Raw genomic sequence first — 23399 nt, 5'->3', positions numbered from 1 at the left:
AGACGATCAGGTAGATAGGTTCGAGGTGGAAGTGTGGCGACATATGGAGCTGACGAATACTAATCGGTCGAGGACTTAACCACAATTTATTGCACAAATTCAATGAAACGTTTATCCAGTTTTGAGAGAGCAATCTTTCATAGTGAAGTGATGATGGCAAAGAGGTCACACCCGTTCCCATACCGAACACGGAAGTTAAGCTCTTTAGCGCCGATGGTAGTTGGGGGCTTCCCCCTGTGAGAGTAGGACATCGCTTCGCACATTTAATTCCACTGATTTCTCAGTGGAATTTTTTTTGTCTATAAAACAAAAAATCAAAATTACTCTTTTATTTTAATAGCCGCTAGTATGCAGATAGTGGTAACTACATAATTATTAAAAAGCCATCGCAGCTACGGAGTTAATAAAGTAGATTTTAGAACAGTAAACATGGTACTTAGGCTAAGAACGCCATGTTGTGTGGCAACACCAAAATGACCAATAGGATTGTGTTAACTTTTCTGTGTGCCTCATGTGCATAATAACCAGCCAAAACTAGCATATCAATCTCTATTAGAAAACTTACATCAAAGGGATAAAAGATTTTGTTTAACTTGATTCAGCATTCTTCCCTACTTCTATAAGTGGGGGGAAGAATGCCGAAATATGCTAACTTATTCAGTATTGGTTCAAATCTAGGCTAGGGACGCCGCATCGTGCGGCAACGCCTGATTAAACAACATCGCGTTGGCCCAAGCCTCGGCGGATTCTATATAGTACTTTAAGGAGCAATTGATATTATTTTTTAATTTTAGTGAAAAGTATTGCACATTATTAAAGTGTATGGTATATTAATAAATGTCCAAAAGATATATAAAAATGGTCCCGTGGTGTAGCGGTTAACATGCCTGCCTGTCACGCAGGAGATCGCCGGTTCGATCCCGGTCGGGACCGCCATTTTATTTAGTTTTTATGAGAATGATCTCATAAAGGCTTTTTTTTTGCTTTAAATTAATTGTCTTTAGTAGAAAAAGATGAACTTAGGCTAGATGATACAAATTTTAAAAGAGACCTTTTCGAGCTTGTGTAGAAGAAAGCTGTATTAAAATTAGCAACGATGTAATTGATTGTGCCAACGGAATTTCAAATAGCTTCTCGATACCTCATAATTTATAAAACAATTCACGGATGAAGAGCGAACCGAATATGCTAAGAATACACCTTCATGTCTGACCGAATCTTACCAAATTAATTGTGTGAAATCAGGAAAAACAATCATGGTTTTGATTATTCTCTTAAGGGGAAAAGTTTAGTGGCGCACTTAGGAGGGATGGAGATGAATCGTATATGGATAGCTATAATTTTAGGGATTTGTCTCTTTGGATTAATCATAGTGAAAGTTGTAGTATGTGTAGATGAAATTACAGAAATTGAGGAACATAACACGTATAGATGGCAAAGATATATGAATGAGAATGAATACAGTAAGTTAGTAAAAGGTATGAACTATATCGATGTAGTTAAAATCGTAGGGGGACCCGGTGTTAAAATGAACGAAAGTATTTATGAATGGAACGATGAAATCCTTTTAACAAAAGGGTATCAAATTCATTTTGAAAATGGCGAATTAATTAGAACAGAGATTGTTAAAAGAAAAGGAAACTCAAATCGATAAGGTGTTATCTCTTTTAGGAGAGATAGCACCTTTACTTGTGGACAAAAATGGTTTGAAGTGATTCATTTTGAACATTTAGCTCAGTTCAAGTAAACTAGAGGTAATCGAGTTTATGGGAAGGAAGCAATAACATGATATACGAGAAACAAATTAATGTGTTAGAAGAAACGCAGCAGCTTGCGATGAAGTTAGCACAGTTAGTGGAAGCACAATATACAATTACGCTTGAAGGGGATCTAGGGGCGGGTAAAACGACATTTACGCAAAGCTTTGCAAAGGGCTTAGGGATAACGCGCACAGTCAATAGCCCGACGTTTACGATTATGAAACAGTATGAGGGACGCCTCCCATTAAATCATTTAGATGTGTATCGTTTGGAAAATAGCGATGAAGATTTAGGCTGGGATGAAATCTTTTATGGGGATGCTGTGACGGTTGTGGAATGGGCACATCTAATTGAAGAGGATTTACCAAAAGAGCGCTTAGCGATAGAAATTACAAGAATTGATGAAGATGCTCGGAAGTTTACTTTTAAACCGGTGGGCACAAAATATATCCAACTTTGTGAGGAGTTATTGAAATGATTTGGTTAGGAATTGAAACAGCAAATGCGCCATTATCTATCGCTGTAGTGAAGGATGGCAAAGTACTAGCTGAAGTTGTGCAAAATATAAAATTAACGCATTCTGTTGGTGCCATGCCTGCAATTGAAGAAGTGTTAAGTAAGGCAGGTATTACACCAGCTGAAATTGATGCGGTAACGGTATCAGAGGGCCCAGGTTCTTATACAGGTGTGCGTATAGGTGTGACATTAGCAAAAACATTTGCTTGGGCTATACAAAAGCCGTTAGTAGGTGTTTCAAGCTTGAAGGCATTAGCAGCGAATGTAAAAATGTCGGATGCGGTTATTTGTGCGCTATTTGATGCACGTCGCCAAAATGTATATGCAGGTGTATATAACGGGGCACAATTAAATACAGTGATTGAAGACTACCATGATCATATTGATGGGCTGCTAGAAAAATTAAAAGCATTACAAAAACCGGTGCTATTTGTAGGGACTGATGTAGAAGTTTATTTTGATAAAATGCAGGAGGTGCTTGGTGAAAATGCGTTACATGTCCCAAGTACACTTGATTTGCCACGAGCTTCTGAGTTGATTGCAATAGCACAACAGCAAAAATTACCTTCTATTGAAGCAACGCATGCATTTGTTCCACAATATCGCCGAATTGCAGAAGCTGAAGCGAATTGGTTAAAGGAACAGAAGAAGGGACAACTCTAATGGTCAATTATCGAAAAATGACCATTGCAGATGTAGAAGCGGTTCATGCGATTAAACAAGCTACGTTTCCATCACCATGGACATTGGATTCCTTTTACTATGAAATATCGGAAAATCAATTCTCACATTATTTAGTGGCGGAAGATGAGCAACATACGATTGTTGGTTTTTGTGGGATGTGGCTAGTAATTGATGCCGCACAAATTACAAATGTGGCGGTTGTGGATGCTGTACGAGGACAAGGAATGGGTGAAGGTCTCATGCGAGAGGCTATACATATTGCCAAAGCGGCCAATATGGAAGTGATGAGCTTAGAAGTACGTGTTACAAATGTGGTTGCACAAAATTTATATCGCAAGCTTGGTTTTCAAGATGGTGGTATTCGCAAAAACTACTATACGGATAACCAAGAAGATGCTTTAGTAATGTGGGTGAACTTATAATGGATAACTATATATTAGCAATAGAAACAAGCTGTGACGAAACAGCCGCAGCAATTATAAAAAACGGTACGGAAATTATTTCAAATGTTGTATCATCACAAATCGAGAGTCATAAACGATTTGGAGGAGTAGTACCTGAAATTGCATCACGACATCATGTAGAGCAAGTAACACTTGTACTTGAGGAAGCTTTAAAACAAGCTGAAATGACGCCACAGCAATTATCAGCGGTAGCTGTAACGGAAGGTCCTGGCTTAGTAGGGGCATTGCTAATTGGAATTAATGCAGCGAAAGTATTTGCCTTTGTGCATGGCTTGCCGCTTATTGGAACGCATCATATTGCAGGGCATATTTATGCAAATGCTTTAGTGCAACCAATGGAATTTCCTTTATTAGCGCTCGTCGTGTCTGGAGGACATACTGAGCTTGTTTTAATGAAGGAGCATGGGTCATTTGAGGTTATTGGTGAAACGCGTGATGATGCAGCAGGAGAGGCGTATGATAAAGTAGCGCGTGTGTTAAATATGCCATATCCAGGTGGACCGCATATTGACCGTTTAGCCCATGAAGCGACAGAAGCGGTATCATTTCCACGTGCTTGGTTGGAAGAGGGTTCATATGATTTCAGCTTTAGTGGATTAAAATCAGCGGTGATTAACTATAAGCATAATATGGATCAACGTGGGGAAGAAATTATTCCAACACAAGTTGCAAAAGGCTTCCAAGATAGTGTTGTGGAAGTGTTAACAGCGAAGACATTGCGCGCAGCTCGTCAATATGAGGTAAAACAAGTAATTGCTGCGGGAGGCGTTTCTGCGAATAAGGGATTACGTACATCTTTAGAACAAACATTTACTGAAGAAGGTATTCCGTTTTACGTGCCACCATTAAAATTATGTACGGATAATGCGGCTATGATTGGTGCAGCTGCTTATCAAATGTACGGGGCAGGCATTCGTGGGAACTTAGCGATGAACGGTCGACCAGGTATGGAATTAACGAATTGGGTAAAATAGTATAGAAATGGTTAGCATAAGTAATACTGTGAATTTAAATCACAGTTACTTATGCTTTTGTTTTTTTGAAATAGCATAAGAACGCGAAATACGTATTTTTAGTAAAAAAATTGTTGTTTACGTAGCCATTTGTATTAAAGAAGAATTTTTCTGAAAAATTATCCACAAAACAATTCACATACCCACAAAATCAATTGCGAACATGCGTACTTATGCACAATTTGTGGATAACTTGTGCATAACATGTGATTTATCTATATATAGTATTGGTTTTTACACAGGTAACTACATAGAATAAAATCTAAAACTGTGGACAGTGTGGAAAAGTCTGTTGATATGTTGATACGACTGCATTTGTTTTGTGTATAAAATTGTGGAGATTTTTGTTGGAAAATTGTATATTGACCAAGATATATGACGAAACTTAGCGATAGTAGGTTTGAATCTGTTAATGGCATGGAATAGTAAATCAAATGGAATAATAGTTTATAAGAGAAGATCAGCTCACACACAATAAAAGGAGGTTCTTGTATGAATTATTTAAAAGAACGTAATAAGATGCGAATGCTTTTGATTGGTGGTGTGCTATTGGCAATCGTTGTTCTGTTTCTGTTAAACTTGGTGCAATTAGGACTATATGTAGCATCCTTTAATGGGTTATTTTTGTTAGCGGCGATTAGTTGTTATCCACTTGCGATTGTATACGGGCGACGTCAAATCGTCGATATTTTTAATAGTATTCGCAAAGGGGACCGTCAGCCATTTCGTTTACGGAAATTCCGTTCACCGATGAAGCCAATTTATACATTACTAAACTTAATTATTGCTACATTAACAACTGTATTCTTTGGCTGGGCTTACGGAGCGTATACGGCTTATCAAAAGTTACAAATGTTAAAGGGCTTTCATGTAAAATAACCAATTACAGCTTGGTGTAATTGCGTCCAATGAGTGAAGATTAAAAGGAGAACGTTGGCATAATGTATGCAACGTTCTCCTTTTTTAGTAGTTTATAAATTTTCGAGTTCTTCGCTTAGTTCGAGCCATTCCATTTCAAGTGTATCATGCTGTTCTTTTGTGTCATTCAACTCTGTTTGAATGGCCAGTGTTTTTTCATGGTCAGAAAAAATTTCTGGGTCGCATAATTGTTCCTCAAATAGCACAATGGATTCATCGAGGGTCATCATATTTTTTTCGATTTCCTCAATAGAACGACGGATTTGACGTTCGCGTTTTTTCGCGTCCTTATCAATCATAGAAGTCGTTTTCGTAGCTGGAGCAGTGACATTTTTTGCTTCTAGCGCGGCAGCTTTCATTGCAGCTAATTCTTCAAGCTCTTGTTTTTTCTCCAAATAATAATCGTAGTCCCCTAAATATTCGAAGGAACCTGTGCCAGATAGCTCTACTACTTTTGTAGCGATACGATTAATGAAATAACGGTCATGCGAAACGAAAAGTAATGTTCCAGGATAATCAATTAACGCATTTTCTAGAACTTCCTTGCTATCTAAGTCCAAATGGTTGGTAGGCTCGTCCAGTACAAGGAAATTAGCTTTTTGCATCATTAATTTAGCTAAAGCGAGTCGTGCTTTTTCGCCACCTGATAATGAATTGACGTGCTTGGCCACATCATCCCCACTAAATAAAAAGCGCCCTAAAATGTTGCGAATATCCTTTTCATTCATTAAAGGCCACTCATCCCATAGTTCGTTTAGTACAGGCTTATTCGAATGAAGCTTTGCTTGCTCTTGATCATAATAGCTAATTTGCACATTTGTGCCGTAGCGAATGTCACCAGCGAGCGCGGCTAAATCTTTTACAATCGTTTTAAGTAATGTCGACTTTCCAACACCGTTTGGACCGACAAGTGCGATGCGGTCTTCGCGGAATACGCGTAGCTGAATATTTTTAGAAATCTCCTTATCGGTATAACCGACTGCCAACTCGTCAATCGATAATACATCGTTCCCACTTTGGCGCTCAATCGAAAAGCCGAAATTTGCACTTTTCTCATCGCCATCAGGAGAGTCCATCCAGTCTGTTTTTTCAAGCACTTTGCGACGAGATTGCGCCATTTTGGTTGTTGAGGCACGTGCGAGATTTTTTTGAATAAATGTTTCGAGTTTCGCCTTTTCATCAACTTGACGTTCGAACATTTTTAAATCACGTTCATAATTTTTCGCTTTTTCATCTAAATAAGCGCTATAGTTCCCTGTAAATTTTGACGCTTTTGTTCGGGATATTTCGTAAACAATAGATACGACTTGATCTAAGAAGTAACGGTCATGCGAAACGATTAAAATCGCGCCTTCATAGCCTTTTAAAAAGCCTTCTAGCCAAGAAAGTGTCTCGATATCTAAATGGTTCGTAGGCTCGTCCAAAATGAGTAAATCTGGCTTTGAAAGTAATAATTTGGCTAATGCTAAGCGGGTACGCTGACCACCAGAAAGTGACTGAATGGGTTTCGGATAATCTTCAGGGAAAAACTGCATCCCATGTAAAATCGAGCGTGTATCCGCCTCGTATTGATAGCCACCTGCTTCTTTGAAATCGTGCTGTAGCTGATCATAATCGGCCATTACACGTGCATAAAGCTCGGTATTTTCATAAATACTTGGGTCGGCCATTTGCTGTTCTAATTGGCGCAACTTTTGCTCTTGTCCACGTAATACGCTGAAAATGGTCATCATTTCGTCCCAAATTGTCAGCTCGGAATCAATTTTCGCATGCTGCTCTAAATAGCCAACCTGCACGCCTTTTGGAATAATGATTTCACCCGAATCATAGCTCATCTGCCCAGCAATAATTTTTAATAAAGTTGATTTCCCGGCACCGTTACGTCCTACGAGTGCAACGCGGTCACGATGCTGAACTTCTAACTTTACACCGCTTAAAATTTCGTCGGTAATAAAAGATTTATATAATTGATTTACTTGTAATGTAATCATATTTACACCTCTATTTCTTCCCTCTAGTTTATCGGATGAAGAGGGGACACGCAACGGTGGATACTTTACTTGTGGCGATAGGTTTAGTAAGATTATAACGATTTCCAAAAGTATGTAGGAGGAGAATGTGTGAAACCAGAAACAAAAATTCCACAAGCAACTACGAAAAGACTTCCTCTGTATTATCGATTTTTGCAAAATTTTGCAAATGAAGGCAAGAAACGAATTTCATCACAGGAATTAAGTGATGCAATGAAAATAGATTCTGCAACCATTCGACGTGATTTTTCTTATTTTGGTGCTCTTGGAAAAAAGGGTTACGGCTATGAAGTACAGCACTTACTCGAATTTTTCCGTAAAACACTAGACCAAGATGAGGCAATGAATGTTGCACTAATTGGTGTCGGAAACTTAGGACATGGTTTACTTAAATACAACTTCCAAAAGAATCATAATACGCGAATTGTTGTTGCATTTGATACAAAAGCGCCATATGAAGGAACGACGATTAGTGATATTCCTGTATTTCATCCAGATCGTTTAGAGGAAATGTATGAAGAATTTAGTGCAGAACTGGCTATTTTAACGGTATCGTCACGCTCTGCTCAAAATATGGCGGACCGCCTCGTTAAAATGAATGCAAAGGGAATTTTAAATTTCACCCCGGTTCGTTTAGCTGTTCCGGATACAATTAAGTTAATGAATATTGATTTATCCGTGGAATTACAAGCGCTCATTTATTTAGTACGTAATTCAAATCAGTAACAAATTGTTCATGAATACTATTAGCCAAAAAGATATAGATACGGTAAAATGTACATATAATAGAGGAGGTGGCTGTCGTGGTTGTGCATTTAAATGCGATTGGACCAGTAAGCCTAGTTATTATAGGAGTCGTTGCAATTTTAATTTTCGGACCAAAAAAGTTACCAGAGTTAGGTAAAGCAATGGGTTCGACGCTTCGTGAATTCAAAAATGCGACAAAAGGCTTGGGCGAAGACGATGATGATGTTAAGAAGAATAATGCTACCGTTATCGAACATAAAGATAACGAAAATAATCAAGCTAAGTAAATTAAGGATGTCTTAAAATGAATCCAGAAGAAAGAACTGTAATAGAACATTTGAATGAATTAAGAAGTCGCTTGTTTGTTACAGCGATTTTCTTTATTCTTGCTTTGATTGGTGGTTTTTTTGTAACGGAGCCCATTATTCACTTTATTCAGCATAGTGATGAAGCTTCACAATTTGAGTTGCATGGTTTTAACCCGACAGATCCTTTAGCGGTATTTTTAAAAGTAATGTTTGTTGTGTCTTTTGTCTTTACGTCGCCTGTATTACTGTATCAGCTTTGGTCATTTATTACACCAGGCCTACATGAAACCGAGCGTAAAGCGACACTCAAATATATCCCGTATTCATTCCTATTATTTATTGCAGGGATTAGTTTTTCATACTTTGTGTTATTCCCTTATGTGATGAATTTTATGATGAAACTATCGAACGACTTAAGCATTACGCAAACTATTGGGATTAATGAATATTTTAATTTCCTGTTTTCATTAGTTGTGCCGTTTGGAATCGTGTTTCAACTACCTGTCGTCACGTTATTTTTAGCGCGTATTGGCATATTGAATCCAGAACTAATGGTCAAGTTCCGTAAGTACTCGTACTTTGTCTTATTTGTACTAGCTGCATTTTTAGCACCGCCCGATTTTATATCAAACTTAATCGTAGCTGTGCCATTATTTATTCTTTATGAAGTGAGTATTGTGATTTCTCGCGTCGGCTATCGCAAGTTTGTCGAGGCAGAGGAGCGACGAATTCGTGAGGAACAAGAGGCTGCACAAACGATGCAAGTAGAGCAATTACTAGAGGAACAACGTAGGCAAATGGAACAAATGAATAACTAAATATTTCTTAAACCATATAAAAACGCTATTTCCCAATATAAGGAGATAGCGTTTTTTAGTGATGAAAACGGATTGAAAGTCACTTTGGTGCATTATCAATGATTTGTTGGAATGTATCTGCATACATTTGAACGACTGTAACGAAGCCATTTAATAAAACATGTGCGATGATGGATGTTAGTAAGCGTTTCGTTTTGTAGTAAAGGAAGGCGAAAACCATTCCGCTAATCGCATATATAATAATATGCGTGAAATCCATATGAATGGCAGCAAATACGAAAGAACTAATAATGCTTGCTATCCAAAAATTATAATTTTGAACAATTGAACCAAAAATAACACGACGGAAAATAAGCTCTTCTAAAATAGGACCGAGTAATACTGTGGCAATGATCATCACTGGTGCAACTTTTGTGATGGTCATAATGTCTGCCGTATTTTCAGAACCCATTTCAATACCTAATGCAAGCTCGATGTAAGCACCGATGGATTGACCGAAAAATACAAGGAAAAACCCGATAATTCCCCACCCAATGGAAGCACCAATAGAAGCCTTTTCTCCTTTGAAAATATTCCAAAAGTGCTTGTCACGCTGAATTAAGAGAAAGCTAATTAGAGTAGCAACTGCGAAGGAAGCAGTAGACCACCATGCAGAAAGTTTAATTAATTGTTCTTGTTTCGTAGGAGCTGAAATAAACTCTAATAGATACTCTAGAAGTTCTGGGGAAATTCTGAGTACGATTACAGAGAGTAGACAAACGAAATACGTGATCAACACATAAAGCGCGGTCTTTCGTGCTTTGAACTTCGATGATGAACTGGATGTCACGATGAGTAACCTTCTTTCTTTTTTTATAAGTAAGTTATATGACGCAGACAAATAAGAAAGGACACAATGTTTCTTATTTATGAGAAAAACAACGATTAACTATATTGTAGAGGAATTTGGAAATAAAACAAAATTTTTTATAGTTCTGACTTGCAAAAAAAAAGGGAATTCATTAAACTAATAATTGTGTTAGCACTCTTTAATAGAGAGTGCTAAATTTAAAAACGTAGGAGGTTGTTTCACTTGTTAAGACCATTAGGAGATCGCATCATTATTGAACTTGTTGAGGTAGAAGAAAAAACTGCATTCGGTATTGTATTACCTGACTCAGCAAAGGAAAAACCACAAACTGGTAAAGTAGTAGCAGTAGGTACAGGTCGTGTTCTTGACAACGGCACTCTTGCTCCACTTGAAGTAAAAGTAGACGATGAAATTATCTTCTCGAAATTCTCAGGTACAGAAGTGAAATACGACGGCGTAGAATATTTAATTTTACGTGAAAGCGACGTATTAGCAATTATCGGATAATCTCAAATCAAAAATAAACTGCAGCTAGATATATAGTAAAGCATACTAGCTGCATATATGATGTTAATAAATAAACGACAATAGATTATTAAAATCAGGGGGTATATGGATTATGGCAAAAGACATTAAATTTTCAGAAGAAGCACGCTCATTAATGGCGGCTGGTGTTGATAAATTAGCAAACGCTGTAAAAGTAACGCTTGGACCAAAAGGGCGTAACGTTGTATTAGAAAAAAAATTCGGTTCACCACTTATTACAAATGACGGTGTATCTATCGCAAAAGAAATCGAATTAGAAAATGCATTCGAAAACATGGGTGCAAAATTAGTAGCTGAAGTAGCTTCTAAAACAAATGAAATTGCGGGTGATGGTACGACTACAGCAACGGTTCTTGCCCAAGCGATGATCCGCGAAGGGTTAAAAAACGTAACAGCTGGTGCAAACCCTGTAGGTATCCGTAAAGGGATGGATAAAGCGGTTGCTGCTGCATTAACAGAGCTTCAAGCGATTTCACGCCCAGTGGAAAACAAAGAGTCGATTGCACAAGTAGCATCTATCTCTTCAGGTGATGACGAAATTGGTGGATACATTGCTGATGCGATGGAGCGCGTAGGTAATGACGGTGTAATTACGATTGAAGAATCTAAAGGCTTCACAACAGAGCTTGATGTTGTAGAAGGTATGCAATTTGACCGTGGTTACGCTTCACACTACATGGTGACAGATACAGATAAAATGGAAGCGGTACTAGATAACCCATTCATTTTAATTACAGATAAAAAGGTTGCAAGCATTCAAGAAATTTTACCAGTGCTTGAGCAAGTCGTACAACAAGGTCGTCCAATTTTAATTATTGCGGAAGACGTAGAAGGGGAAGCATTAGCAACTCTTGTAGTGAATAAACTACGTGGTACATTCAACGCTGTAGCAGTAAAAGCACCAGGCTTTGGTGACCGTCGTAAAGCAATGTTAGAAGATATTGCGATTCTTACAGGTGGACAAGTTATTACACAAGATCTTGGCTTAGACTTGAAAACAGCAGACTTAACTTCATTAGGTCGCGCGGTAAAAGTAATCGTTTCAAAAGATAATACAACAATCGTTGAAGGCGCTGGTAATACAGATGCAGTAGCAGCACGCGTAAATCAAATTCGTATGCAACTTGCTGAAACGACTTCAGAGTTTGATAAAGAAAAATTACAAGAGCGCTTAGCTAAATTAGCAGGCGGAGTTGCGGTTATTAAAGTAGGCGCAGCAACAGAAACAGAATTAAAAGAGCGTAAATTACGCATCGAGGACGCACTGAACTCTACACGTGCAGCAGTAGAAGAAGGTATCGTATCAGGTGGTGGTACAGCCCTTCTAAACGTATATGGTGCAGTAGTAAATGTACTTGAAGATGTTGAAGGTGACGTAGCAACAGGTGTGAAAATCATTTTACGTGCATTAGAAGAACCAGTACGTCAAATTGCTGAAAACGCAGGTCTTGAAGGTTCAATCATCGTAGACCGTCTAAAACGTGAAGAAATCGGAATTGGTTTCAACGCAGCGACAGGCGAATGGGTAAACATGATTGAAGCGGGCGTAGTAGATCCAGCAAAAGTAACGCGCTCAGCTTTACAAAACGCTGCATCTGTTGCTTCACTATTCCTTACAACGGAAGCAGTAGTAGCAGACATCCCAGAAGCAGGTGGCGGTATGCCAGATATGGGCGGTATGGGTGGCATGGGCGGCATGATGTAATACCTTTATTATCAAGGGTATACAGGATTGCATAGGTTGAATTTATCGCCATTAGAAAGCCATTTAATTTACGTTTCAACACTTCTTTTTGTGAAGTAGTGTTAATCACAATTAATTAGTTAAATAACTACCACTTCTCATGATTTTAAAAATTATGAGAGGTGGTTTTTTGTATGCTTTTAAAATTTGCATATGAGGACTTTATCGCAGACAGAAGATTTAAGAATACTACAGAGGTGAATATTCAAAACTACAAACAGCTTCTTTTGCCATTTATTGAGTTTTGCCACAGCAAAGGCGCTATCAATATTGAGGATGTAAGGCAGTCACATCTAAAGGAATACCTTATAGATTGTCAGGGGAAGGGAAATAAGCCAAATACTATTAACACTAAAATTATGCGTATAAGAGCTTTTTATAACTACCTATTAGAAGAAAATATTGTTACTGAAAGCATAGCTAAGAGAGTCAAACTACAAAAGGCTGATGTGAAGATTGATGTTTTTACAGATGAGCATATTCGTCAAATGCTTGCTTACTACCGAGGGATGCGTAGAAAGGAAAAAAACTATTTCTCTTATAGAGGGTACTTGTTGATATTAACTCTACTTTCAACAGGCATTAGAAGAAAAGAAACAATCATGCTTAAATGGAACGATGTTGATTTAAAGAACCAAACGATGAGTGTGTATGGCAAGAGCAGACAGTATGAAACAGTCTTTCTAACTGAAAAGCTTGGTAAGGAGCTGATGGTGTACCGCTCGTTTTGTCTACAACACTTTGGACATGATAATGAATATGTCTTTCTTAATCGTGATAATGCCCCGATGACAGATTACTCAATTTCTCAGCTTTTTGATAACCTTAGATTGAAGATGAATTTTCAGGATGTGAGAGTAAGCCCCCATACGTTTAGGCATACATTCTGTCATCGTCTAGCAATGAGTGGCATGTCAGCCTTTGCGATACAAAAGCTAATGCGACATACAGATGTTTCTACCACGATGCGCTACGTTGCTATGTGGGGCAATGAACTAAGAGAAGAGAATGAGAAGCATAATCCTTTGAATAATTTTGAGATTTAATCAGTATAGGTGTCTATGTTATTGATTCTATTAATTTGGTTTCTGAGGTAGGCAGTCATTTTTGCACCAAGTCGTTGTCCTCAACTCTGGTTTCTGATGGGGGGGCAAAATCAATTATCAACTCGAAATTGATGCTATTAAAAGTAGTTGTCAAGAAGTTTTTATTCTTGTATAATGTTAAAGATAGGCACTTGAAGCCATATTATGAAACCTTAAATTTTAAATGAAACCTATAAATTAACAGAGCCATTGAAGCTCATACTATATGAAACCTATAACATTCTACTAACATGCAGCGGTAGACAATACTAAATTGGACTTTTCTTAGAAATAAGAAGGTTTGATTAGTGTTGTCTACCTTTTTTGTTGGCTCCGAGTACCTAAAGAATACTTAGGAAAAGGAAGAAATAATAATGTATCACTTTACTCACAATTTTTTTGACACAAACCCACACGTAATATCCGCTATTGATTTGCTTCAAGCTGTACATGGAGATAATGAGCGTTTTGCTCAATTAATTCAACTCAGAGGAGAAGAAAAGCCTAATATCGTAAGTAAAATAGGCAAAGCTATTTGTTATGAAATTCCCCAAAGTGATTGGTTAGGGAAGGACGTATATTTTTCTCTCAATACATTTAAAAGCCACCGCAGAATCTCAGATGACTGTGTTAGGCTTAATGCGCTTTATACAGATTTAGATTTCTATAAAAATGGAATTGATTTGATAGAGGCACGTTACCTAATTGATGAAATGATAGCCAATGAAGAAATATTGTCACCAAATATTATCATTCACAGTGGGCGTGGTCTACAACTTATTTGGTTGATGGAGTTCATGTATTACAAAAACTACTTAAAGCTTTGGAATCGGATGCAAGAAGAAATCTATAAAAGATTTCGCCATCTTAATTCTGACAGACAAGCAAAATCAGTTACACAGATATTTCGTTTAGCAGGTAGTGTTTCTTCAAGGTCAAAAAGCATTGTCCTAGCTGAGCATTTAAGAGATGCACGTTATTCAATTGGAGAAATGAAAGAGTTCCTATTGCCTGAGCTACCTTCTGTGAAGAAGGATGAAAAGGTAGTTGTGTTGCCGTCAGCAGAGGATGACAAGAAGCCAAAGGAGAAGGGTGTCAACCATATACTTACAGAGCGTAGTTTGAATCATGCTCGTTTGAAAGATTTTGAGAAGCTTCTTGAAATTCAACCTGTTGTGAACCGTAAGACTATGTTGTTCAACTATGCAATTTGTGCCAAAGCATTAGGTATGGAAGAAAAGTTAATTGAGCGCAACCTTCAAATATTTAATTCCAAATTCTACAAGCCTTTGCCTGAATCACGTGTTAGGGGGGCAATTTACTCGGTGAACCAAGTCGCATATAAAAAGACTAATGCTACGCTGATAGCTGAGTTGAATATCACGTTAGAGGAGCAAAGACAGCTTACAACGATTATTAGTAAGCAAGTCAAAAAGGAACGGGAGCAAAAGCGTAAGGAAGCTCAAAGGCGAGAAAAGGGTGTGCGTCCTAAAGGGGAGTATCAAGCTGATAGAAAACAACTTGCTAATGACCGTCTAAATGCTTTGTCTAGGTTAATGTTGGAACAACCACAATTGAAGAACAATGAGCTTGCAGAACTGTTAAGTGTGCATCCAAGAACGATTAGTAGAATGAAGTCTCAACTCAAGAATGAGACATGATGATTCCACTTAGATGTATTATTACTACTAGCCTTTAGCGGAGGTAAGGATGGCAGTAGCTGTATGTACTGCTATATTAATTAATATATACAATCTCAAATCGTTGAATCATAGACATGATGATTCCACTTATGTGTATTATTACTTCTAGCTCTTAACAGCAATACAGTGAGAGAGTGGGATAGTATATATGGAGTAGTAATGGTATATGTGTGAACCTATTAATATGAAGTTAAATTGAAATTGATTCGAAGAATTTGTGTAGCACATCATTAAATTGGTGTGCTTTCTTTTTCAAGTTCCGTAGCACAGCCCACAGACAAATCGAAAATCATTCAGATGTATATTTGGTTGCGTGGATTGCGTACAGGTTATTTTATTCACTTCATTTATGACCATTTATTGCCATATGAGAGCGTTGAAAGTCGATATGCTGAACTAGAGTCATCAAACGGGATTGTAGCACCTGTGAATGTAGATATGGAAACAGGAGAAATATTGACACATTCTATTTAATCGTTGATACAAATTCCTCAATAAAGCTACTTTAGAGATTGAGGACATAACAAAAGGACTTGCATAAATGAAATTAAATCATACACGCAAGTCCTGTGTTTATTAAACTAAAGCCCCCGTTAGTTGAAGAAGAGACTATTTTCTCTCTTTTAATAATGAAAGTATCTTTTCATTTTGTTCTATTAGCATATCGAGTTTTTGTTCCAACTTATTAGACTTATTACTTCTCGCTGAAGAATTGATAAGCAACATTCTTATAAAGAGAGTAAAAGAAAAAACAAATAATAAAATTAGCCCAAATACAATAATTATTGGAATAAACTGTAGAATTGCGTCTATGATAATCCCTCCTCATTACACATGCTAACCTGCTGCGTTAGTTCAAGAAGGAAAAGCTACCCTAAAGGTAGCCTTGTTACACTAAAGCACCCCGTTAGTTGAACAAGAAATGCTCCCTAAACGAGGTTTTGTTACCAACCTTGCATTTGGGAACGTTTATTTTATATTTAATGTATGATTTATACAAATCTTTTTTGTACATAACCAAAATAAATAGCGGACAGTAGTAAAATTAGCCCCGAACCAATGAAAAGCCACTGAACAGAAAAGATATTTGCTAATGCCCCTGCAAGCAATGTTGATAAACCAAATAATAAAGATGTTAATACACCTTGGGCACTATAAACTTTCATGAGTTGTTCATCCGTTGCTTTTAATTGTAGCCATGTACCAAATAACATGCCTTTGAACTGGTCAAAAACTCCGAAAAATAGACTTAATATTAGTGCAATCATCGCAACTTGGTTTAATCCAAACGATAATATCACAATAGCAACAGCAATTGATGAAAACAAAACAATATTTTTTAAATTTCTCTCGAAAAATTGGTCAAATTTAGTGAAAATAAAACCACCAATAATCAATCCAATGAAGAAGGTTGTATTAATATAACCCCACCATGCCTCAGATACATGTAGTACATCAGCCACAAAAAGATACATAATGGCTGCAACCCAAACGACATTTGCAATGGATTCGAAGATAATCATTACATGAATCGTGCGGAAGGAATGATTATCCCAAATAAGTTTAAAGCCCTCTGTTAGTTCTTGTTTTTTAGCAACATTTAATTTTCTTTCGAATGGCGTATTGTCTGTAACGAACAAAATAAAAAGTGTAGAGAGAATAAACAGGATTAATGTCATCCAAATCACTATTCCCCCACTAGTTGTTGCCACAAGTATCCCGCCAAGTGCCCAACCACCAAGCCGTGTCGATTCATCAATCATTGATAAAATTCCATTTGCACGTAGAAGCTGTGATTTTTCCACGATTCGAGGAATAAGAGCAGTACTAGCTGGTTGTGCAAACCCATCTAAAAAAGCGACTGCAAAAATGATTATGAACATAAAGGATAATGACAGTGTATAAAGCGAACCTACTGCCAAAATCAATAATAAAATTGTTTTTAATGCTTGCGAAATAACAAGTAATTGTTTTAAACGGTAACGATTAAACAGTAGAGGCGCAAAACTGCTACTAATCATGCGACCAGCCATATTTAAAAATGGTAATAATGCCATATTGAATGGCGACTCACTTGCTTGATATAAAATAGAAATTAACCCAACGATATAAAAAACGTCACCTAAGTTGGCAAATAATTGACTAATCCATAAATAATGAAACGATTTTTTCATCTTCACTACCCTTTCTTGTGTTAAAAATTCAAAAGGTAGTTAAAGTTACACTCGTATCTCCTCCAATTCACTCCGATACACCATTAGCTAACATTGAAATATAAGATTAAAAACAAACTATAATTATACATTTTTAGTAGGAAGATGAAATATTAATTTTAATTATAAAGTAAAAATTATGTATTTAAAACAAGTTACCAAAGCGTCGTTTGGTAAGATTTCCTCTTATAATCACCAAAGAATGATTTGGGTGCTTTTTTGACCTTAACGTTGTAAATCTGATGAGTCCTCTTATAGAAGTAAAGCCCCCGTTAGTTGAATAAGCATATGTTGGCTCATCCGAAATAAGATATTGAGGATGAATTTAATATAGGCACTATTATTATTGCTAAACCTAAACTTATAAAGAATGTCATAAGCCAATCTCTTTTTTGAGTCGTCTTAAGCAGTATATTCAGTCCCGAACCAAAACACATACAAATTAAAAATGCAAACAAAGCAAAAATGAACGATTCCATAAAATACCTCCCAACTTCTGCTATGTAATATTTTACCATAAGTTTTTCTTCAACTAAACTGCTGCGTTAGTTGAATAACCGAATAATCAGTAGTCTAGTATAGTGTAGCATATTTACAAATATAGGTGATGAATGGATGTGTAACAAAAGTAATTGACCGTTACAGCAGACGAAACGAAAAGGTCTAGAAGGTAACTAGGTCAATCTATGTCAAAACCCTAGTGAATCATGGAGTAATTTAGTGTTAGTTGTATCTTTGGACTAACAAAAGAAAAATCAGCGGTACATATAAGAATTTGAGTTATTACTTGAAATGTGTGAATTATGTGTAGATATTTGGTAGGGGGACTAGGGATATAGCGATTGCAGTTGCGATTACATTAAATGACCGTTCTTGTGAAAGCAAAACAAAAGGACTTGCTTGTAATTTTACGAACAAGTCCTATCTTGAAAAGTTATGAGATATTGTTTCGATTCATTGATAGGCGATAGTAGCTCCCGATTAAATATTAAATAAGCCGAAAAAATCAGTCACAATCGTCAAAAATACTATGCTAATCATAAATAGCATTTCTGCGAGAGTAGCAATAAAGTCCTTTTTATTTTCTGCGTATTTCCATTCCATAAATACACGTAATAATTCAGATGTTATTATAAAGCAAATTAAGATAAACCATGTATCCGAATACCAATAAGCCCCAAAAATATCATTGTAATTCGTATAAAAATTACTAATAAATAATAGAATTATGAAAAATATCCGTACTAACCAATCTAGCTTTTTATGTCTTTCGTTAAGGTGATTATAAGAAAACCATTTCTTTCTCTCGACACCTAACAACTTTCTAATTACAAATCCAAAAATATTAATTACTAAAACTACCACAATTAGTAAAATTAATAATGTTCCTAGTTCACTTTTATTCACTTTCATGCACCTCTCAAATCTGCACTCTTCTTAACTTACAGAAATACCCATTCGTACATAGGCAGTATAGCATAATGAAATGTGAGTTGGTAGTAAAATGGTAAATGTGTAACAAGAATGAATGGACGTTACCACAACGACACGATAAGACCTAATCAGTTCCATACTAATTTAATCATTCACTTATCCTAGATGAATCACATCATAAACCTACAATCATTGTATCAATGGATAAGTAACTGAAAGAGCAGTGATACGCAGGTCAAAATGTTCCATTGCTTAAAGTGTGTGGTTATATGCAGGTGATTTCATGTGATAACTAGGGTGCTAACGATAGCGACTATAAAATTTGAACGATAGCGCTACTTGATATTTTTAACTACTTCACGCTATATAGTAAATAAAGAAAAGCATGTCAGTTGTAATCGTCGGGAAACGAAACTGACACGCTTTGCAATCGGAGATAACTTGCTTAGGCGCAGGTTATCTCTTTTTTATTGGTGATTGGAATTGATACTTCTTGAAGAACGTACTGAAGATTGCACCGACTGCTAAAACTATTAATCCGCTTATAACGTTTTCTACGAGTGATTCCATGTGGCTACCTCCTACGAGATTATTCGAGAAAAAACTCTCTCTATTAATTATAGCCGAAAAATTAAGGGATATAAAAATAGGCTTCGGAACAACGTTTGTAGGGATTTTTTATTAAACAAATTGTGCCATTACGTAGTAGTGGATGAATCTATATAGATATTTAATTAAAATGACCACACATTCCAACGATAGGTCTTGATGATATCCGACTACAAGATTAATTCGAATGTATGCTTTTGATTAAAAGGATACATAAGTAATGTCGATGTAGAGCCGTTCTTATATTGAACTCTATTTGAATGTATGGTATTATTTAAATATAGACATAAGGATACATAGCAAAAGGGGTTTTAAACATGGCAAACATGAAATCAAAAGAAGGTACATTAATTGATGTACAACCATTGAAAGAAAAGAAAGATATTAATAACTTGATTGAAGCGCTAGGAATGACAAAAGAATTTGGTTTGCGCAATCAACTTTTATTCAAGTTAGGAATTTCAACAGGTTTACGTTGCGGTGACCTAGTAGCGCTAACAGTGGAACAGGTTAAAGGAAAATCTAATTTTAAGATTAGAGAAGGTAAAACTAAGAAGGAACGCACAGTGTACCTAAATAACTTGATGGCTGACCTAGCAGAATATATTGAAACACTACCACAAGACACAGTGTACCTATTCCCTAGTCGCAAAGGCGAAGGTCATATTTCAACAACGCAGGTATACCGCATTATCACAAATGCAGGAGATATGATTGGTAATGATTCAATTGGTACTCACACTATGCGCAAAACATTCGGCTACACGTACTACCAAGCAACAAAAGATGTAGCGACACTGATGGAAATTTTTAATCACTCATCACAAAAGACAACTTTGCGCTACATCGGAATTACCGAGGAATCAATAGAGAATAGCATTAAGAGCATTTCATTCTTCTAATGCTCTATTGCTCCAAAAGCATTGATACATAAGGGTTTATAATCTATTTAATAACTGTAAATTGACCTGTAAAATCTCTCTTTTACTTAGATATGATATTGCAAGATAAGTGAGTGAATGAGAGTCGCACATGTAGCCACAGCGACGTCACAGAGAGCCGTCACAGAGTGAGTTGATACATTTTATCACAAGAGTGTCAGAACGTCACAGAGAGTCATTTAACAAGTTATTGAAAGTATGGTTATAAAAGTTAGGTATCCCCCTACTTTCCGATATTTCAATCACTAGAAAGTGAAATTGAGTAATACCTGCTACATCCACACCACGAGAGAGAAAGGTATCGAGACGATATGATAAGAAAAGTTATTATTAAATGAAAAGAAGTTTGTATGGTAAAAAATACCATTTTGATATAATATAGTATAAATGTTTTTTTGGGGGTACTTATGGATAATACTATAAATTTGTTTGATTTGAAGGCAAATAATGCTTTAGCGTTTTGCTGTAATGAATATGATTTTAGTAATTTTACCGAAGTCTATGTTAATGCTCATAATATGAATGATGTTCCTCCCTTTGGGATGTTATTAGTAGCTTCTAAGTTAAGAAGTATTCGTCAAGCAAACCAACATGCTAAGTTTTATATCAATGGTATTGAAAATAAAAGCTATGCAGCACATATGGGTTTTTTTAAGAGTTTTAATGTTGGCTTTGGTAAAAGTCCAGGGGAAGCTTGTGGGAATACTAACTACATACCTATAACGAAATTAAATGTCAAAGAACTGCGGATAGAGTCGTATAATTCTGATAATGGAGTAGTTCAAAGTGTTATTGAAAGGAAGTCTAGAGAATTAGCTAAAGTATTAACAAGGGGAAATTTATACGTAGAAGAAATAGTTACATATTCTATTAGGGAAATAATGAGAAATATAGTGGAGCATAGTACCGCAGAGGAAATATGGTTTGCTGCACAATATTGGTCTAGTAAAGACACTGTTGAAATTAGCTTGTTAGATGAAGGTGTAGGTATTAAACAAGCTATATCTATAAATCCAAATTTAGTAATTAAGAAACCTGAGGATGCGTTACTTTTATCTATTGAGCCAGGGATTTCAGGGAAAGCCTTTAAATATAAAGGAAGAGAAAGAATACAAGAAGATAGTGTTTGGCGTAATTCAGGTTATGGTTTATATGTGACGAGTAAGCTCTGTCAGTTAGGTGGAGATTTTTTAATCTGCAGCGGAGAAAAAGCCTTGCATATTAAAGGCGATAAACATCAAGTCGTGGATACTAATTTCAATGGTACTGCAATAAGAATGAGGATGAAAGTTTCCGAAATAGCTAACTTTAAAGGGAATTTGGTTGATGAAATTGTAAGTAAGGGTGAAGCTATTGCGAAGGAAAATGGGGATAGGGCAAATATAACAGCTTCAAAGGTTTCGAGGATATTAACACAAACATTCTAGTGAAATCATTCTTTTACGGACATATAAGAATAGGTTGTGAGAGAGTTGAGGAGCATGTGCTTCTTTCGGAAAGTTCGAAACAGCTTGATAATTGATTCAAGAGAGCAAGAAGTAGGCTCTCTTTTTCTTTTGTTTGGCAAGTAAAATCTCTTTTGCGCATATTATTATGTTACTTTTGCGCTGTTCCTGTTAATATTTTACCATATAACTAGATTTTTTAACATTCTGTTTTTCTTCCTATTATTACTATATTCTGAAGTAGAAGGCTAGCTTAACAAGCTAATATTGTAGCTACTTTATGTGGCATAGGAGGAGAAGAGGAATGGTAAGATTTAAAGATTTGAATTTTGGATTGGGATTATTTTTACACACGATTGAAAGTGAAGAAGAGTTTGCAGATTATAAGTATTTAATAAATTCACTTAAGCCTGATGTTGTAATTGAGCATATCAAAGAGGGCTATTTTAGTAAAGTTCCTGATAAATTGAAGAATGACGGCTTAGTTAAAAAAGCTTATTATGAGAAATTAGAAAAGCTAAATATGATTCACATAAAGAAAAGGGATATTGCTAGTAATAGTATGTTTGATTATCAAGGCAAGAACGTCGATATTGAGTTGAATCGCCTAGAAGTGTGGGGGACTTCTCACTGTATAGGCAAAGTGGAGTCAGTTGAATTTGATGAGCAGAAAAGGGAGTTTAAACTGATATTAGAATTTAAAAAAGGAGTAAGTTGGGAAAGGAGAGGAGGGGGCGGGCTATATAGTAGATATGGTATTTATGAATCATCTATTGATTCGATTGTAGTTGAGGGCTAACTATCGTGATAAAGATGTGATGTAGAAATTTCTTATATTCTGAGAGGTCTCATAAACGGCTGTGAGTCTTCCTTTTAGTATCTATCAGTGGTACATTTTTTGTGGTAGCTGTGAACGCTTCCTAAGCCTTTTTTAAACGAATGGTAGAGGTCTAGTTTCTGATATTGAGGGAAGGTATCTTCCTATTTGTAATGTGACCTGTTGCACCCACACAAGGTTCTTACTTCACAACGAGCAACTACTACTTTATAATAGAAGGTATAGTAAATCATTGGGAATTGGTAGTTGCCTAATGATTGTGAATAGAAACGTAGATATAATAATGGTTGAACACAGTTGTGCTGCATCAGTCGCTTCACTATTCCTTACAACGGAAGCAGTAGTAGCAGACATTCCAGAACCAGCAGGCGCAGGTATGGGTATGCCTGATATGGGTGGAATGGGCGGCATGATGTAATAAGCCACTTAAGCCCTTGATACGACTGGGTTTTATGTAAGAGAAAAGTGTGATGTTAACATTTTGCTTGCATAAAGGATTTTAACGGAGGCTTCTCATTAGTTCACTGAACTTTTGAGAGGCTTCTTTTTTCATTTCTTGCGTTCCGTGGAGATAGACATTTTTGGTTATTGGATCATCGGAATGGCCTAACCGGTCCATGATCTATGAAGGAATTAATGAAAAAAACAAAGTATATGTATAAAAGTCAATGTAGATATTTTTACGAACTATGGTGTTTTATTTGCTTAGAAAGATTGATTTTGATGGTTGTTT

Annotated in this window: 22 protein-coding genes, 1 tRNA gene, 1 rRNA gene and 1 pseudogene; 20 read left to right on the top strand and 5 right to left on the bottom strand. The window is 36.4% G+C overall.

Going from position 1 to position 23399, the window contains the following annotated elements:
* The first annotated feature begins 143 nt into the window (after positions 1–143).
* The 8 genes from rrf (at position 144) to ACQKIH_RS17215 (ending at position 5316) form a co-directional block, all read left to right on the top strand.
* Positions 144–259: ribosomal RNA gene (rrf, locus tag ACQKIH_RS17250) — 5S ribosomal RNA — on the top strand.
* 601 nt (positions 260–860) lie between these two features.
* Positions 861–936, top strand: a tRNA-Asp gene (locus ACQKIH_RS17245).
* A 379-nt stretch (positions 937–1315) separates the two neighbouring features.
* On the top strand, positions 1316–1654 hold the full coding sequence (locus tag ACQKIH_RS17240; protein WP_057990105.1) for a hypothetical protein: 339 nt from the start codon (positions 1316–1318) through the stop codon (positions 1652–1654).
* Positions 1655–1785: 131 nt separating this feature from the next.
* Positions 1786–2238, top strand: coding sequence for a tRNA (adenosine(37)-N6)-threonylcarbamoyltransferase complex ATPase subunit type 1 TsaE (gene tsaE, locus ACQKIH_RS17235; protein ID WP_057990106.1), 453 nt, complete (start codon positions 1786–1788; stop codon positions 2236–2238).
* Positions 2235–2939: a tRNA (adenosine(37)-N6)-threonylcarbamoyltransferase complex dimerization subunit type 1 TsaB gene (gene tsaB, locus ACQKIH_RS17230; protein WP_057990107.1), complete on the top strand. Its 705-nt coding sequence runs from the start codon at positions 2235–2237 to the stop codon at positions 2937–2939. Before tsaE ends, tsaB begins: the two co-directional genes overlap by 4 nt.
* On the top strand, positions 2939–3382 hold the full coding sequence (rimI, locus tag ACQKIH_RS17225) for a ribosomal protein S18-alanine N-acetyltransferase (RefSeq protein ID WP_427768036.1): 444 nt from the start codon (positions 2939–2941) through the stop codon (positions 3380–3382). The genes tsaB and rimI overlap by 1 nt, the downstream gene beginning before the upstream one ends.
* Positions 3382–4398 (top strand): tRNA (adenosine(37)-N6)-threonylcarbamoyltransferase complex transferase subunit TsaD, encoded by a 1017-nt coding sequence (gene tsaD, locus ACQKIH_RS17220; RefSeq protein WP_057990109.1) that lies wholly within the window; start codon positions 3382–3384, stop codon positions 4396–4398. Before rimI ends, tsaD begins: the two co-directional genes overlap by 1 nt.
* Before the next feature lie 531 nt (positions 4399–4929).
* Positions 4930–5316, top strand: coding sequence for a hypothetical protein (locus ACQKIH_RS17215; protein ID WP_427768030.1), 387 nt, complete (start codon positions 4930–4932; stop codon positions 5314–5316).
* A 92-nt stretch (positions 5317–5408) separates the two neighbouring features.
* Here ACQKIH_RS17215 and ACQKIH_RS17210 read toward each other — a convergent pair whose 3' ends face one another.
* Positions 5409–7346 (bottom strand): ABC-F family ATP-binding cassette domain-containing protein, encoded by a 1938-nt coding sequence (locus ACQKIH_RS17210; protein ID WP_427768029.1) that lies wholly within the window; start codon positions 7344–7346, stop codon positions 5409–5411.
* Positions 7347–7475: 129 nt separating this feature from the next.
* Between ACQKIH_RS17210 and ACQKIH_RS17205 the strand changes: the two genes are divergently transcribed.
* The 3 genes from ACQKIH_RS17205 to tatC all read left to right on the top strand — a co-directional run bounded on the left by ACQKIH_RS17205 (position 7476) and on the right by tatC (position 9258).
* Positions 7476–8111 carry a redox-sensing transcriptional repressor Rex gene (locus tag ACQKIH_RS17205; RefSeq protein ID WP_057990112.1) on the top strand — a complete coding sequence of 212 codons (636 nt, stop codon included), beginning with the start codon at positions 7476–7478 and terminating at the stop codon, positions 8109–8111.
* A 77-nt stretch (positions 8112–8188) separates the two neighbouring features.
* On the top strand, positions 8189–8419 hold the full coding sequence (locus tag ACQKIH_RS17200) for a twin-arginine translocase TatA/TatE family subunit (RefSeq protein ID WP_057990113.1): 231 nt from the start codon (positions 8189–8191) through the stop codon (positions 8417–8419).
* A gap of 17 nt (positions 8420–8436) precedes the next feature.
* Complete coding sequence (gene tatC, locus ACQKIH_RS17195) at positions 8437–9258, top strand: twin-arginine translocase subunit TatC (RefSeq protein WP_427768028.1); 822 nt, start codon at positions 8437–8439, stop codon at positions 9256–9258.
* Positions 9259–9337: 79 nt separating this feature from the next.
* Here the strand turns inward: tatC and ACQKIH_RS17190 are convergent, their stop codons facing one another.
* Positions 9338–10087, bottom strand: coding sequence for a CPBP family intramembrane glutamic endopeptidase (locus ACQKIH_RS17190; protein WP_427768027.1), 750 nt, complete (start codon positions 10085–10087; stop codon positions 9338–9340).
* A 243-nt stretch (positions 10088–10330) separates the two neighbouring features.
* Between ACQKIH_RS17190 and groES the strand changes: the two genes are divergently transcribed.
* From groES to ACQKIH_RS17165, 5 genes are all read left to right on the top strand, one after another.
* Positions 10331–10615: a co-chaperone GroES gene (gene groES / locus ACQKIH_RS17185; protein WP_057990116.1), complete on the top strand. Its 285-nt coding sequence runs from the start codon at positions 10331–10333 to the stop codon at positions 10613–10615.
* A gap of 112 nt (positions 10616–10727) precedes the next feature.
* Positions 10728–12359, top strand: coding sequence for a chaperonin GroEL (groL, locus tag ACQKIH_RS17180; RefSeq protein WP_427768026.1), 1632 nt, complete (start codon positions 10728–10730; stop codon positions 12357–12359).
* A 173-nt stretch (positions 12360–12532) separates the two neighbouring features.
* Positions 12533–13444 (top strand): tyrosine-type recombinase/integrase, encoded by a 912-nt coding sequence (locus ACQKIH_RS17175; RefSeq protein ID WP_427768025.1) that lies wholly within the window; start codon positions 12533–12535, stop codon positions 13442–13444.
* A 413-nt stretch (positions 13445–13857) separates the two neighbouring features.
* Positions 13858–15144 carry a hypothetical protein gene (locus tag ACQKIH_RS17170; RefSeq protein ID WP_427768024.1) on the top strand — a complete coding sequence of 429 codons (1287 nt, stop codon included), beginning with the start codon at positions 13858–13860 and terminating at the stop codon, positions 15142–15144.
* Between the two features lie 339 nt (positions 15145–15483).
* Positions 15484–15660 carry a hypothetical protein gene (locus ACQKIH_RS17165; RefSeq protein ID WP_427768023.1) on the top strand — a complete coding sequence of 59 codons (177 nt, stop codon included), beginning with the start codon at positions 15484–15486 and terminating at the stop codon, positions 15658–15660.
* 135 nt (positions 15661–15795) lie between these two features.
* Here ACQKIH_RS17165 and ACQKIH_RS17160 read toward each other — a convergent pair whose 3' ends face one another.
* The 3 genes from ACQKIH_RS17160 to ACQKIH_RS17150 form a co-directional block, all read right to left on the bottom strand.
* Positions 15796–15966, bottom strand: a complete 171-nt coding sequence (locus ACQKIH_RS17160) for a DUF4083 family protein (RefSeq protein WP_486387655.1) — start codon at positions 15964–15966, stop codon at positions 15796–15798.
* Between the two features lie 212 nt (positions 15967–16178).
* Positions 16179–17360, bottom strand: coding sequence for an MFS transporter (locus ACQKIH_RS17155; RefSeq protein ID WP_427768022.1), 1182 nt, complete (start codon positions 17358–17360; stop codon positions 16179–16181).
* 1020 nt (positions 17361–18380) lie between these two features.
* Entirely contained in the window at positions 18381–18806 is a 426-nt protein-coding gene (locus tag ACQKIH_RS17150) for a DUF4181 domain-containing protein (RefSeq protein ID WP_427768021.1), read from the bottom strand.
* A 953-nt stretch (positions 18807–19759) separates the two neighbouring features.
* On the opposite strand from ACQKIH_RS17150, the gene ACQKIH_RS17145 reads away from it, so the two are divergent.
* The 4 genes and pseudogenes from ACQKIH_RS17145 to ACQKIH_RS17130 all read left to right on the top strand — a co-directional run.
* Positions 19760–20344, top strand: a complete 585-nt coding sequence (locus ACQKIH_RS17145; protein WP_427768020.1) for a tyrosine-type recombinase/integrase — start codon at positions 19760–19762, stop codon at positions 20342–20344.
* A gap of 446 nt (positions 20345–20790) precedes the next feature.
* Complete coding sequence (locus ACQKIH_RS17140; RefSeq protein WP_427768019.1) at positions 20791–21810, top strand: ATP-binding protein; 1020 nt, start codon at positions 20791–20793, stop codon at positions 21808–21810.
* Positions 21811–22132: 322 nt separating this feature from the next.
* Positions 22133–22627, top strand: coding sequence for a hypothetical protein (locus tag ACQKIH_RS17135; RefSeq protein WP_427768018.1), 495 nt, complete (start codon positions 22133–22135; stop codon positions 22625–22627).
* A gap of 340 nt (positions 22628–22967) precedes the next feature.
* Positions 22968–23084 (top strand): annotated as a pseudogene (locus tag ACQKIH_RS17130) (hypothetical protein); the annotation flags it as partial.
* Between the last annotated feature and the right edge of the window lie 315 nt (positions 23085–23399).

Origin of the sequence: Solibacillus cecembensis (assembly GCF_050272495.1) — a bacterium.
In the GTDB taxonomy this organism is placed as follows: Bacteria; Bacillota; Bacilli; order Bacillales_A; family Planococcaceae; genus Solibacillus; species Solibacillus cecembensis.
This window is presented reverse-complemented; position numbering and strand designations above follow the sequence as displayed.

Bases quoted from the DNA above. Each gene is read 5' to 3' on its own strand.
- ACQKIH_RS17240 (WP_057990105.1), top strand. From the start codon at position 1,316: ATGAATCGTATATGGATAGCTATAATTTTAGGGATTTGTCTCTTTGGA.
- tsaE (WP_057990106.1), top strand. From the start codon at position 1,786: ATGATATACGAGAAACAAATTAATGTGTTAGAAGAAACGCAGCAGCTT.
- tsaB (WP_057990107.1), top strand. From the start codon at position 2,235: ATGATTTGGTTAGGAATTGAAACAGCAAATGCGCCATTATCTATCGCT.
- rimI (WP_427768036.1), top strand. From the start codon at position 2,939: ATGGTCAATTATCGAAAAATGACCATTGCAGATGTAGAAGCGGTTCAT.
- tsaD (WP_057990109.1), top strand. From the start codon at position 3,382: ATGGATAACTATATATTAGCAATAGAAACAAGCTGTGACGAAACAGCC.
- ACQKIH_RS17215 (WP_427768030.1), top strand. From the start codon at position 4,930: ATGAATTATTTAAAAGAACGTAATAAGATGCGAATGCTTTTGATTGGT.
- ACQKIH_RS17210 (WP_427768029.1), bottom strand. From the start codon at position 7,346: ATGATTACATTACAAGTAAATCAATTATATAAATCTTTTATTACCGAC.
- tatC (WP_427768028.1), top strand. From the start codon at position 8,437: ATGAATCCAGAAGAAAGAACTGTAATAGAACATTTGAATGAATTAAGA.
- groL (WP_427768026.1), top strand. From the start codon at position 10,728: ATGGCAAAAGACATTAAATTTTCAGAAGAAGCACGCTCATTAATGGCG.
- ACQKIH_RS17175 (WP_427768025.1), top strand. From the start codon at position 12,533: ATGCTTTTAAAATTTGCATATGAGGACTTTATCGCAGACAGAAGATTT.
- ACQKIH_RS17170 (WP_427768024.1), top strand. From the start codon at position 13,858: ATGTATCACTTTACTCACAATTTTTTTGACACAAACCCACACGTAATA.
- ACQKIH_RS17165 (WP_427768023.1), top strand. From the start codon at position 15,484: ATGTATATTTGGTTGCGTGGATTGCGTACAGGTTATTTTATTCACTTC.
- ACQKIH_RS17155 (WP_427768022.1), bottom strand. From the start codon at position 17,360: ATGAAAAAATCGTTTCATTATTTATGGATTAGTCAATTATTTGCCAAC.
- ACQKIH_RS17145 (WP_427768020.1), top strand. From the start codon at position 19,760: ATGGCAAACATGAAATCAAAAGAAGGTACATTAATTGATGTACAACCA.
- ACQKIH_RS17140 (WP_427768019.1), top strand. From the start codon at position 20,791: ATGGATAATACTATAAATTTGTTTGATTTGAAGGCAAATAATGCTTTA.
- ACQKIH_RS17135 (WP_427768018.1), top strand. From the start codon at position 22,133: ATGGTAAGATTTAAAGATTTGAATTTTGGATTGGGATTATTTTTACAC.